At 55.1% G+C, this 12603-nt stretch carries 10 protein-coding genes; 6 read left to right on the top strand and 4 right to left on the bottom strand.

Going from position 1 to position 12603, the window contains the following annotated elements:
• Positions 1–55: 55 nt before the first annotated feature.
• On the top strand, positions 56–955 hold the full coding sequence (locus tag HKD32_RS04555; protein WP_194257590.1) for a LysR family transcriptional regulator: 900 nt from the start codon (positions 56–58) through the stop codon (positions 953–955).
• 74 nt (positions 956–1029) lie between these two features.
• Here the strand turns inward: HKD32_RS04555 and HKD32_RS04550 are convergent, their stop codons facing one another.
• A complete protein-coding gene (locus HKD32_RS04550) occupies positions 1030–2295 on the bottom strand; it encodes a YncE family protein (RefSeq protein ID WP_061931437.1) in 1266 nt (421 codons plus the stop codon).
• Positions 2292–3137, bottom strand: a complete 846-nt coding sequence (locus tag HKD32_RS04545; protein WP_061931435.1) for a creatininase family protein — start codon at positions 3135–3137, stop codon at positions 2292–2294. Before HKD32_RS04545 ends, HKD32_RS04550 begins: the two co-directional genes overlap by 4 nt.
• A gap of 107 nt (positions 3138–3244) precedes the next feature.
• On the opposite strand from HKD32_RS04545, the gene HKD32_RS04540 reads away from it, so the two are divergent.
• Together HKD32_RS04540 and HKD32_RS04535 are read left to right on the top strand one after the other, a co-directional pair.
• A complete protein-coding gene (locus HKD32_RS04540; protein ID WP_194257589.1) occupies positions 3245–3748 on the top strand; it encodes a DUF2721 domain-containing protein in 504 nt (167 codons plus the stop codon).
• Between the two features lie 278 nt (positions 3749–4026).
• Positions 4027–4167, top strand: a complete 141-nt coding sequence (locus HKD32_RS04535; RefSeq protein ID WP_016737900.1) for a hypothetical protein — start codon at positions 4027–4029, stop codon at positions 4165–4167.
• A 31-nt stretch (positions 4168–4198) separates the two neighbouring features.
• Here HKD32_RS04535 and HKD32_RS04530 read toward each other — a convergent pair whose 3' ends face one another.
• Both HKD32_RS04530 and pstS read right to left on the bottom strand, forming a co-directional pair.
• On the bottom strand, positions 4199–5443 hold the full coding sequence (locus tag HKD32_RS04530) for a multidrug effflux MFS transporter (protein WP_194257588.1): 1245 nt from the start codon (positions 5441–5443) through the stop codon (positions 4199–4201).
• Between the two features lie 147 nt (positions 5444–5590).
• Positions 5591–6607, bottom strand: coding sequence for a phosphate ABC transporter substrate-binding protein PstS (gene pstS, locus HKD32_RS04525; RefSeq protein WP_010503106.1), 1017 nt, complete (start codon positions 6605–6607; stop codon positions 5591–5593).
• 324 nt (positions 6608–6931) lie between these two features.
• Between pstS and HKD32_RS04520 the strand changes: the two genes are divergently transcribed.
• The 3 genes from HKD32_RS04520 to HKD32_RS04510 all read left to right on the top strand — a co-directional run bounded on the left by HKD32_RS04520 (position 6932) and on the right by HKD32_RS04510 (position 12527).
• The gene (locus HKD32_RS04520) at positions 6932–8623 is read left to right on the top strand and encodes an OprO/OprP family phosphate-selective porin (protein ID WP_194257587.1); all 1692 of its coding nucleotides are present in this window, start codon (positions 6932–6934) and stop codon (positions 8621–8623) included.
• 252 nt (positions 8624–8875) lie between these two features.
• The gene (locus tag HKD32_RS04515; protein ID WP_194257736.1) at positions 8876–10522 is read left to right on the top strand and encodes a porin; all 1647 of its coding nucleotides are present in this window, start codon (positions 8876–8878) and stop codon (positions 10520–10522) included.
• A gap of 124 nt (positions 10523–10646) precedes the next feature.
• The gene (locus HKD32_RS04510) at positions 10647–12527 is read left to right on the top strand and encodes an AsmA family protein (RefSeq protein ID WP_194257586.1); all 1881 of its coding nucleotides are present in this window, start codon (positions 10647–10649) and stop codon (positions 12525–12527) included.
• The last annotated feature ends 76 nt before the right edge of the window (positions 12528–12603 follow it).

Below are 12603 nucleotides of genomic sequence, written 5' to 3'. Positions count from 1 at the left end.
CCACTGTCCCGATAAGCCATTGTCTCCTTCATGAGTTCATGAATACCATTCATGAATGAAGCCTGATTTTCATGAACTCGGCATTTTTATTGACGTTGCCCGTCACCGGAGTTTTCGCAAAGCCGCGGAGCTGCGAAACGTTTCGCCGTCTGCTCTCAGCCACGCCATTAGAGGGCTGGAAGATAAGCTGGGCCTGCGTCTACTCAATCGCACTACACGCAGCGTCATGACCACTGAAGCTGGCGAACAGCTTCTTCAGGCCGTCCGCCCAGCCTTCCATGACATTGATCGTGCCTTGCAGGATCTGCGCATTCTGCAGGACACACCGACCGGCACTTTACGGATTAATGCCCCGCGCCCTGCCGCACGCCTGCTCGCAACCCGCTTTGCAGAATTCAGCCTTCAATATCCCAGAGTCAGTCTGGAAATTGTCACAGAAGAACGCCTGATCGACATCGTGGCAGAAGGCTTCGACGCTGGTATCCGGTTTGGTGACAGTGTTGCCGCAGACATGATTGCCCTTCCGGTCGGGCCACCCCAGCCCTTTGTCGTTGTTGCCGCACCCGCATATCTGGCCCGCAATGGTACACCCATCTCCCCCCGTGACCTGAAAGATCACCTCTGTATCGGGCGACGCTTTCCGAGTGGCCGATGCTATGACTGGGAATTTGCAGAAAAAGGCGTCCCGTTCAGCATCAGGGTCCCATCATCCCTGATGGTTGATGATGACGATATCATGCTCACCGCCGCTCTTCAGGGGGCAGGATGCACCTATGTTTATGAAGCTCTGGCACAACCGGCGATATTACAGGGTAAACTCCATCCAGTCCTGCAAGACTGGATGCCATCCGCAGAGCCGTTCTACCTGTACTATCCAGGTCGCAGACAAATGCCAAAAGCTCTAAGGGCCTTCATCGATTTCCTGAAAAATCAGCCTTTATCCAACACAGCATAAAGCCTTCTGTTCAGACAGGTCGTACCCTGAATACAAAGCAGGGAGGCCAAAGCCTCCCTGCAAGAACCATCAGATCAACGCAGAATGCCAGTGTGACCCACACTGTAACGACCCGGCTGCGGCCAGACCGTCAGACCGTGAGGCTCAGCACCAACCGGGATCTTCCGGACCGCGCCCGTGTCAGTATCAATGGCATAAACCACATCATCAAAACGGCCAGACAGCCAGAGCAGCTTTCCGTCAGCGCTGACATTACCCATATCCGGGCTACCACCCCCCGGAATCATCCAGGTCTTGATAACCTTGTCCGTCGCAAAATCGATAATGGACACGCCACCAGGGCCACCACGCTTGCCATGAATACGATGGGAACCACGGTTCGCCACATACATCACCTTGCCATCACGGCTCGGATACAGACCGTGCGTGCCAATACCCGTCGGGATGAAACCGGTTTCGGTGAAGGAGTCCCCATCCACGACGAACACACCATCGGCCATCATGTCGGCAACATAGAACTTGTGTCCGTCCGGAGCCGTCAGAATGTCCTGCGGCATGCCACCCTTGGACAGCTTCAGCATCCCGATCATCTTCAGGTTCACCGTATCGACCTTGGCGACATAACCGCCAAACTCGCAGGTGAAGATCGCGTATTTTCCGTCAATGGAGAAGTCAGCGTGATTAACACCCTTACACTCCGGCGTTTCAACGGAGCCCTTCAGTTCCATCGTGTGCGGGTCACGGAAATCAAGACGCTTGTGAGCTTCAGCGACCGTGATGGCGTACTTGCCGTCCGGCGTGAAATACATGTTGTATGGGTCATCAACAGCGACATTCGGACCTGGCTTGGTCGTCGCCGGATCAATCGGCGTCAGAGAGCCATCCGGGCGGCCTTCACTGTTGTTCGTCACCCACAACGTCCGCAGATCCCAGGACGGCACGACATGCTGCGGCGAGCGACCAACCGGATAGGTGTCAACAACCTGAAAGGACACCGGATCAATAACGGAGACGCTGTTTCCACGCAGGTTTGGCACATACACGCGCGCCGGATCATGAGCGATAGCCGGGGAGATGTGGGACGGCGTGGTCTCACTATAGATATTGTGCGGATCAATCACGGCCGGCATGCCCGGAATGGTCTGCACCGCATCTGAAGCAACTGCTGAAGCCGCTGCAGGGGTCGAAGCCGGCACCATCGCAGGCGGAGCAGCAGGAGCAGCCGGTGCCGGAGGCACAGAAATCGGTGCACCTGCATCCGCAGGAGCCGCGGTCTGGGCGTGAGCCGCAGAGGCTCCCAGCAGCGTCAGCGCCGCCAGCAGGGGATTTTTGAAGTTCATGGATGGCTCCTGTTGAAGGACTGAAGTGCCGTTACAGCGGTGCGTATCTGCATCTCAGTACCGATACGCCCCAGCGCGGCTGTAGCCTGCCGGGGGTCACCGCCATAGACACCATCGGCGGCACCGGGTTTCGGGGCGGTTCTCAGAGCGTCCTGACGTACCAGGGACGGGTCGACCGCCAGCATCAGAGATGTATCGCTCAGTTCCGCATGTAGTCCCACCTCTGCCGCATGGCCCTGTGCTTTCAGGGCGTCAGCATATTGATGGGGAATAACCTCGTAGTAATCGCGCAGATCCTGAACAGCCGCCTGACCTTTCCAGCGTTTGTTCAGATCCTGCGCGACGTGAGCCATGGAAGCCTGATAGCCACCATGGTCTCCAAGCAAAATGATCTTCCGAAAGCCCTGAACCCGGAAGCTCTCTGCAGCGCCCCTCAGCAGCCCTTCAAATACAGCAGCAGGAACTGAAATCGTTCCCGCAAAACGCATATGAGAGGTACGAGGGTCCGTCGATCCTTCCGGCACATAGGCCACGACAGGCGCCACAAGGGTATGTTCTGCCTGTCGGGCAATCTCGTCAGCCAGAACCTGTGCACGAACATTATGCTTGCCCACAGCCATGTAAGGACCGCTCTGTTCGGTCCCACCGACGGGAATAATAATGGTATCCACCCCAGCATGTACGGCACGGTCAATCTCAGTCCAGGTCTGGCACGCGAATTCAACCTGCCGTGCAGTCCCGGAACAGTGACCAGCATCCTGTGCAAAAGCAGAAGAGACAGCAATCACTCCAAGCCCAAGCATCGTACAAACCGGGCGAAACAGACGGGCAATAACAGGCATGAAGTCGGCATCTCTGAAAATGGCTGTCTTTCCCTACTCCATGTCGGGGGATGTTTTCCAGAGCACCGCGTCTTTTCGCTTCCGGAAGATACAGTATAAAAGGCGTCATGCCCTTTCCTGTTTCCTACGACCCGGACGCGGTCGATAGCGCCGCCCATCTGATCCAAATCGCTCTGACGCCTGTTTTCATGCTTTCAGGCATCGGTACACTGATCAACGTGTTCAATACACGCTTGGCACGCGTGGCTGACCACCTGGAAGACGTGCGCAAACGACTGTCGACGCCCCCTTCTGACACAGACACGCCAGATCCGTTTTATACGCCCGAGCGTCTGGCAGCCCATGAGATCAGACTCCACCGGCGAATCTTCGTGCTGGATGCCGCCATCATGCTGAATGCAATCGGCGGAGCCTCGACCTGCGGGGCCGCAATGGCTCTTTTTGTCGGTTCTTTACGTGATGCAAGTACATCCACATGGCTGCTAGCCTTTTTCGGCATAGCTCTCGCCTGCACTGTCGGGGCACTTTCCTTCTTTCTGGCAGACACTTTTTTGAGCTGGCACGGTCTCCGCAGAGACCGGCTTTCTCTCCCGCACCCAGACGCAAAATGAGACCAGACGCAATTTTATTGCGCAAATAAGGGCCTTTTCTGGATTTTGGTGTCAGAGAAATCCAGAATAAGTGGAAGAGAATACATCCCCACTGATAACGAAACATTCATATTTGAGCAGAAGTTATTCCATTCTCGCCAAATGTGGAAAAGTTCTGGCAAAGGTTCATGCGTCAAACGCAGAGCTGATCCCGCATCTTCATTTGTTGCCTTGCACACCTGTTCTGGAGTTTCTCCCGTCCCACGCCACCAACGGCAAATAAAACGGAGATAACTTCCATGACGTCCATGACACTGATCCACCTGATCGGCCTGCCAACCAGCCTTCTCGCCGAATTCTCAATGATTGCGTTCGTGCCTGTGATCGGCGCTCTGATGATCGCTACAGTTGCTGCTGACCGCGTTTCTTCCAAAGGCTGATTTTTCAGCCTTTGGCCAAGAACTCCTGAAATCAGTGCCGAACTGAAAGATAGGACTCCGGATCCAGCCTGCGGCGCCAGAGATCGCTGACCCAGCAGCCCAGAATTCCGATCAGCATCCCGACTGATGTGGACCCGACCCAGTGTGACGGCAGCAGCGCCATCAAAACGCCTGCACCTCCTGCGATGGTCCAGTTCAGCGTCCCGATCAGGGCAGAGGCGGCCCCCGCCTGATGCCCATGATGCGTCAAAGCCAGCACACCAGCATTCGGCCCGACAAATCCCAGACATGTTGTCGTGCAGAAGATCAACACACAGAGCGGCCAGGGATTCTGTGGACCGACCAGTCCGAGAGAGCATGCAAACACGCCGAGAAGCGTAAAGGTCAGCACGGCCATCATGCCGTATTCCATGACCCGGGTAAAAAGAAACCTGTGGGCCAGCCGCGCATTGATTTGCGATCCGAGCACGAATCCAACCGCATTCAGGCCAAAGAACATGGCAAAAAGACGCGGCGAAAAATGCAATATCCCCTCAAAAAGGGCCGGTGCATTGGAAAGATAGGCAAACATGGTGAACGTACTGAAACTCGCCACCATGGCCGCCGAACAGAACAGGGGTTCCATCATCAAATCCCGGTAACGGGCGACCACCCCCGTAAAAGGAAGCGCAAAACGCTTTTCAGGGGGAAAAGTATCCGGCAGCAGGAACCACGTCCCCAGAAAAAGGAAAACGCCAAACCCGGCGCCTACCCAGAAAATGAGACGCCATTCACCAAGATCCAGAAGAAAGCTGCCGATTGAGGGTGCCAACAAAGGCCCCAATCCAAAAATCAGCATCAGTTGGGACATCAGCTTAACACCAGCAGTCCCCGTCGCGACATCGCGCACCATGGCGCGTGGTGCAACAGACGTCGTTGCCCCACCCATAGCAGCAATAAATCGCAGAGCGCAGAAAAGATGGAAATTCGTGACAACAGCCAGCAGGGCTGAAGCGATCACATAAACCACCAGTCCAAGCAACAACGGTAATTTACGGCCATAACGGTCGCAGAGCGGCCCCAACGTAAACTGCCCGATGGCAAGTCCCGCCAACCACGCCGTCAGTGTAAGCTGTGCCGAGCCAGCCCCCGCCCCCAGATCGTGCTCCAGCATGGGAAATGCAGGCAGATACATATCTGTTGAAACAGGCCCCAGAATGAAAATCAGTCCGATCAGAATTCGGACAACCGGGGAAAGAGTCCCCACAGGAACATCAAGCTTGGAGGAAGCGGACAAAATCGCACCATGTCTGGGCAAGGCAAAAACAGGAAAGCGGGCTTCTCACATCCGGAGAGGCCCGCTTCTGTACTCAACGCCTTTTTGTCTGACCTGACTATCCCCAAACTGGGAGAAACAGCCGGTCAGACCAGCAAACGGGGAAGATTACTTCCCCCAACCTGCCAATACGGCATCCTTCACGCTTTGCGGAAGGCCAACATAGTCAAGACGGGTGTTGTCCGCATCGCCATGCTGGAAACCCCAGGCAAAGAAATCACGAACAGCCTTGGCTGTCGTAGCATCCTTCGGGTTGGTTGGAACCAGAACGAACGTAGCCGTCACGATAGGCCATGCACCCGGACCCGCCGTATCCAGCAGGTTGACGGCATAATGGTCGGCGTGTGTCCAATCCGCAGCATTCGCAGCTTCCACAAAGCTCTTCAGCGTCGGGGAAACAAATGCACCCGTATGATTCTTCATCTGGGCGATATTCAGGTGATTTTGCGCAGCATAGGAATACTCAACGTAACCAATGCCGCCTTCGGTCTGCTTGACCATAGCTGCAATGCCGTCGTTTCCACGTGCACCCGAACCGCCCGGCCACGCTACAGATGTGCCAGCGCCCAGCTTCTGTTTCCACTCAGGGGACACCTGAGACAGATAAGACGTGAAAACGAAGCTGGTGCCAGAACCGTCAGCGCGATGAACCGGAGCGACGTCCGTTTCTGGCAGCTTCAGACCCGGGTTGAGAGCCTTGATACGGTCGTCATCCCATTCCGTGATTTCACCATCATACAGCGCAGCCAGTGTCGGCCCATCCAGACGGAGCGTACCCGGCTCAATGCCCGGAACATTTACGACAACAACGATGCCGCTCATGACGGTCGGAAACTGATACAGGTGCTCAGAAGCCAGACGGGCCGCAGCCATCGGCTTGTCAGAAGCGCCAAAATCAACCGTGCGGGCCACAACCTGATCCTGACCAGCACTGGAACCAACACTCTGGTAGTTCACGTTGATGCCAGCCTGACGCTTAGCGCCCTCGCCCCATGCTCCATAGATCGGAGCGGCAAAGCTGGAGCCTGCTCCCGTAATATCCGCAGCGCGGGCGGAAGACAGGGAAACAGACCCCAGGGCTGTCATTGCGACGAAGCCGAAAAGCGCAAGCTTGCTCTTAATCATGATGATCCCTCATCGGGCATTGAAAAACCGGACTATCTACTAGACCCAGCCCGTCAGGAGAAACAGAGGCATGCGCATGATAGTTTCATGACAGGCACAAAGAGGGGGTGAGGCAAAAATGACACAGGTTTTCCGGACCTGCATCCCCGGAAAACAGTCATTCGCAAACGCTTTTTCAGAAAAACACATATTTTCAAAGACATGACACCATTTGTCATAAAATAGTCTTTCAGTCGTCATGAAACCTTCCCACTCTTCAAAAAAGAGAATCAGATACCTCCGCCGTGGACAACCTGCCATTCACGCAAGGGATGCACCGCGGCAATGACTTTCTCTTTTCGAAGAACAACCGCTCTTCTGGCCACTTCCACCCTGATGTCTCTCGGCACTCTCACTGGCCATGCGCATGCCGCAGACCAGATGGAGATCATGGAGCGTCAGATCCGTGCCATGCAGGCGCAGTTGAACACCATGAAGAAAGAGCACAATGAAGAGGTCAAACGGGCCCGTGCTGTTCTTGCTCATCAGCGTGAAGATGCAGAAAACAACCCATACGGGCAGCGTAACAGCTATATCGGCTCTCACCCTCAATCCAACGCGCCTCTGATCACCGTTCGGAAAGGAACCGGTGGACCTGACATCGGCCGTCCGGCTTCAGACCGTGCAGACATCACGTCCTGGTCTGACTTCCAACGTGCGACAGCCCAGGATGAAGAAGTCACCGTTGGTGGCGTGAAAATCGGCTTCCCCAAAGGACGGCCCACCATCCAGTCTTCCGATGGCGCCTACGCCCTTTCGATCGGATTGGCCTTCCATGAAGATTTCGGCGGCTTCTTCAACTCCGGGCCTCGTAAGGGTGAAGCACGGGGCGCTTTCAACAGCTTTACATCCAATATGCGTCGTCTGCGTATTCCCTTCATGTTCCGATACAAGAACTGGGTCGCAGCCGTTACGCCTGACTTCGGCGCGAACCATAATGATGGCTACGTCGGACTGTACGAAGGCAACCTGAACTACACCGGTTTCCGGAACACAATCCTGACGGCCGGTTACTTCCAGCCACGCGTCACCGAAGAAGATTCCGAAAGCTCCAACGACTTCTTCACGCTCGAACGTCCCAGCATCACGGATATGGTCCGCAATATCGCCGCTGGCGATGCCCGCTTCAGCGTCGGTGGTCTTCATTACGAGAAACGCTGGTGGGTTGCCGGATACTTTACAGGCCAGGAATGGGGCCATCGCAATGGCTCTGACAATGGCAGCACCTATTATGGTGGCGGCAGTAGCAGCACAGTGGATAGTCAGACGGGCGGCACACTCCGCGTTGCCGGACGCCCGGTTGCCACGAAGGACTGGGACGTTCATTTGGGCGCGTCTGCGATCTCCGCTTTCCGCGTAGCCTGCAACACAGGGACGGACGCCAATCACTGTTCACGATCGACTTCTTTCGGCCAGCGTCCTGAATTCGATATCGGCGAAGCGAACCTGGCCGCCACAGGTGGCATTTCCAACGCCGCACAGGTCTGGGCTGCTGGCCCTGAACTGGGCGTTCGCTGGAACCGCCTGATTGTGAAGGGTGAATATTATCACGTCGGGGTGCAGCGCTCTGGCCCAGGCCTGAAATCTGCGGGGTTCCAGGGCTGGTACGGATCGGCTGCCTATACCATCTTCGGCGACCCGCGGATGTACAACTACAAATCTGGCGCTTTCGGAGCACCGGGCGTTTCCAACAAGGAAGAGTTCAACCCGGCTCTCAACCAGTGGGGCGCACTTGAAGTCGTTGGCCATTACAGCGTGATTGACCTCAACAGCGGTCTAAACGAAGCCAACGCCAAAAACGTCATTCGTGGTGGTCAGCAAACCGTCTGGACTGGCGGCCTGAACTGGTATCCGAACCGCCATTTCCGCTTCATGCTTGATTACAGCCACTTCATCGTGTCCCGCAGCATGCAGACAACCAACCTGTACGGCCGTACAGGCAATTCCATCGCAGCGCGTATCCAGGCTGGTTTCTAACACTTTTCCAGTCCCTCTCAGGCGGAAATGGCGCGAGCTGTTTCCGCCTTTTTTATGCCCCTCACCGTACAGCAAACCGCGCACTCCAAACCTCAAGCAACGGTGTCGCACAATGATACGCACACCTTCCTTGTTTGTGATTAGAGAGTAGGCTCTGCGCTCTCAGGGGAAACCCTCACTTTCTTGAGCGTTCCACTCTTTGACAGCCTGCTGTCAGAGTCACTTGAGTATTATCAGGACGCTTTTCACACGATGCCTGTCTTCCTTTCCCGACTGACACTGCTCGCTACAACGACACTCCTTTTTTCTTGCCTGCCAGAGAAAGAAGCATCGGCCGCAGATCGTCTGGAAATCATGGAACGACAGATCCGTGCCATGCAGGCTGAAGTTCAGGAATTAAAGAAAGAGCGTGCCGCTGAACACAAACGCACCAGCGCACTTCTCGCGAGACAGCGGGAAGAAACCGAAGCCAATCCTTATCGTCAACGAGCCGGTTACCTGCCGCCCCCTCCTCTTCTTCAAACAGCCGCCCCGATCTCCATTCTGAGAAGAACACCTCTCGCGCAGGATACACCACCGTCAGACCGCGGCATCGTATCATCATGGAAAGATTTTCAGCAGGCCTCGAGTCAGGACGAGGAAGTCTCGATCGGCGGAATGAAAATCGGATTCCCCAATGGCAGACCGACCTTCAAAACTTCGGACGGTGCCTATGCCCTGTCCATCGGACTCGCCTTCCAGGAAGACTTTGGAGGCTTCCTCGGAGTATCCCAACGCAATGGAGAAAGCCGGGGCAATTTCAATTCCTTCACATCCAACAGTCGCCGACTGCGAATCCCTTTCTCCTTCCGCTACAAGGACTGGATCGCGAACGTCACTCCCGACTTCGGACATGGAAATTTTGATGGTCAGGTCGGGTTGTATGAAGCCAACATCAACTACGCCGGCCTGCATAATACGATCCTGACAGTCGGCTATTTTCAGCCACGCGTCACGGAAGAAGATGCCGAAAGCTCCAACGATTTCCTTCTGTTGGAGCGTCCTGCCATCGTAGATATGGTACGCACTATTGCCGCCAATGACGCCCGCTTCAGCATCGGTGGTTTACATTATGCAGACCGTTGGTGGATTGGCGGCTACTTTACTGGGCAAAGCTGGGGTAACCGCGCCGAAAACCAGTATTACCTTCCCATTGGCAAACATGTGACGGACAGCCAGACCGGCGGGACATTCCGCGTGGCTGGACGTCCGGTTGTCACCAAAGACGTGGATCTGCATGTAGGCGTTTCTTCCATTGCGTCTTTCAAGGTCGCCCAGACGGAAGACGGACGCAGCTACACCTTTATCCAACGCCCCGAAGTCAACATCGGTGAATCCGTTCTGCAAACAACAGGTGCCATCCAGAATGTCGCTCAGGTCTGGTCCGCGGGTCCTGAATTCGCCTTGCGCTGGAAGCGACTTCTGCTCAAAGCAGAATATTACCGCATTGGGATCGAACGATCAGGCGGGTTGCCCTCTCTTGCCTTTCAGGGATGGTATAGCGCCATTGGCTATACGCTCTTCGGAAATCCGCGCCGTTATAGCATTCAGGAAGGCGGCTTTCTGGCTCCTGGTGTTTCCCCGGATGGCGAATTCGATCCAGCCCGCAATCAATGGGGAGCCCTTGAAATCGCCGCACGTTACAGTGTGGCTGACCTGAACAGCCGTCTCGATAGGCCAGATGGCGTTCGCGGAGGCCAGCAGACAGTGTGGGCAACAGGGCTGAACTGGTATCCCAACCGTCACTTCAAATTCATGGTGGATTATAACCATTTCATTGTCAGCCGCAGCACCACAACCGTCAATCAGAATGGCCGGACGGGAGATGCAGTCGTCGGGCGTGTTCAGGCCGCATTCTAAATACTCACCTTTTTGAAACACTCCCAGAATCACAGCGAATATTTTTCCTTCCTGAAACACTCCCGTTTATGAACATGGCACGTTATTAAGACTTCTCTTCCCTGATCTTCGGAAAGAACAAATCTTGCTTCGCTGGTTTCTTGGATCTCTACTTGCGCTTTTTGTTCTGCTCTGTACTGCCATCACTGGTGGATGGTTCTGGATCCAGCACAAGGACTTCGCTGCGCTGGCCTCTGCAAAGCTCTCCAAATCACTTCATCGCAACGTCCACATCGGCCATCTCCATATTCACCCCGGAAAATGGATAACAGTGGACGGAGAAGACTTGCACATTGCCAATATTCCCGGAGGCAGCCGGCCCGATATCATTACTGCCGGAACCATACACGCCAAACTGCGCCTGATGTCACTTCTGCACGGACCAATCGAAACCCGTGACGTTATCGTTGATCATTTCTCCGGCCTCTTCGAACGCACATCTGAACGTATCCCGAACTGGAGATTCGTGCCTTTTGAAGATCTGAAGCGCCCACGCCCGGTCAAAGCATCCGAGGAAAAACCTGATCTTCATGACTTTCCGGGCCTTCGAAACCTAACCCTCAAAAATAGTGATGTCACTTACCGATCCGCCAAAGGCGCATCCTATCAAGTGACGATGACGCAGGTATCATTCCAGTCAAAAGATGATGCCTCCCCAGTCAAAATGTCTTTCCAAGGAGGATATAATGGTACGGGCATCACGCTTGACGCCTCCATGCAGTCTTTTGATACTCTACGCCGTGTGCCAGATCCTTATAAAGCCACAGCTCACATCACGTCTGGCGACCTTACGCTCGATTTCAACGGGACTCTGACAGATCCTCTGAATTTCGATGGCGTCAAAGGCGACGTCGCCCTCTCAACTCCCACATCCGCGCCTGTTTTCGCCCTTGGCGGACTGTCCGGAACACATCCGGCTCTCCCGCTCTCACTCAAAGGCACATTCAGTCACGCCGGAGACAACTGGCACTTCACCCATGCCAGCGGTGCCCTCAAAGACAGCCAGATCAATGATGGGACCTTTGACCTTGAAGAAGGAGGCAGCGGGACACCAGACATCATCAACACAGATCTGACATTTGGTCACGTCGACCTCAACAGCCTGACCAAAGCCTTCTCATCCGGCAATTCTTCTGGTCAGACTGACCTTCCTCTTGTTGCACCTGCCAAGCCCGACCCTGTCCTGCATGTCAAACTGGCTGCAGAAGACGTCCTCTATAATGCCCTGACGTTCTCAAGACTGAAGTTCAATGCCTCCCAGACCCCCGGAAAGATCAATATCTCAACTTTGACCCTTGGCTATCTGGGAGCCAATCTTCAGGCAAATGGCCAGATTGAGGGCGATGGAAACCGCTCCCGCATCAATGCCTCCATCGCCCTTTCCCACGGTGATATTGATCGTCTGCGCCGCACAGCAGGCTTGGCTCCCATTCCTGTCAAAGGTTCACTGTCCATCCGCATCATTGCGAAAGCTACAAACGTCAGCACCCTGAACGAAGCCACGCGCAAGGCAGATCTGGTGGCCGCGGTCAGCATGGAGAAAGGCGAAATCGCCAGAGAAATCGTTGAAACAGCGTCCATGGACCTGCGTCTGCTGGTTCGGCATGCCAAAGGCACCACGCCCATCACCTGTATGCTTGGCGTCCTGGACATGCATCAGGGGATCGGTACGATCGCACCACTCCGCATTCGAACAAACGCCGGTATCATTGCCGCAAAAGCAGATGTCGACCTCAACCGACGCTGGCTGGATCTTGTTTTTGCAAGTCGGCCTTTCTCAACAAGTTTCTTTGCGCTGGATATTCCAGTGCGGGTCAGCGGACGGTTCGATAATCCGGACCTCAGTCTTGCCAGATGGTCCAAACGCGGGCGCGGCCTTCTGGCCGATTCAAACGAACTGACTGTCCTGCCCCCAGCTCTGCGTTCTTTCGCAGCCTCTAACCCCTGCGCCCGCCCCACGAAATGACGACACTACCTGTCGTCAGAGATTTGCTCCCGCCCGGTACGCCGGTTATGCAGACATTATAGCGCTAGGAGAGTTC

Origin of the sequence: Gluconobacter japonicus (assembly GCF_015244665.1) — a bacterium.
GTDB classification, from domain to species: domain Bacteria; phylum Pseudomonadota; class Alphaproteobacteria; order Acetobacterales; family Acetobacteraceae; genus Gluconobacter; species Gluconobacter japonicus.
Note: the sequence above shows the minus strand (reverse complement) of the source record. Positions and strands in the feature narration are given on the sequence as shown.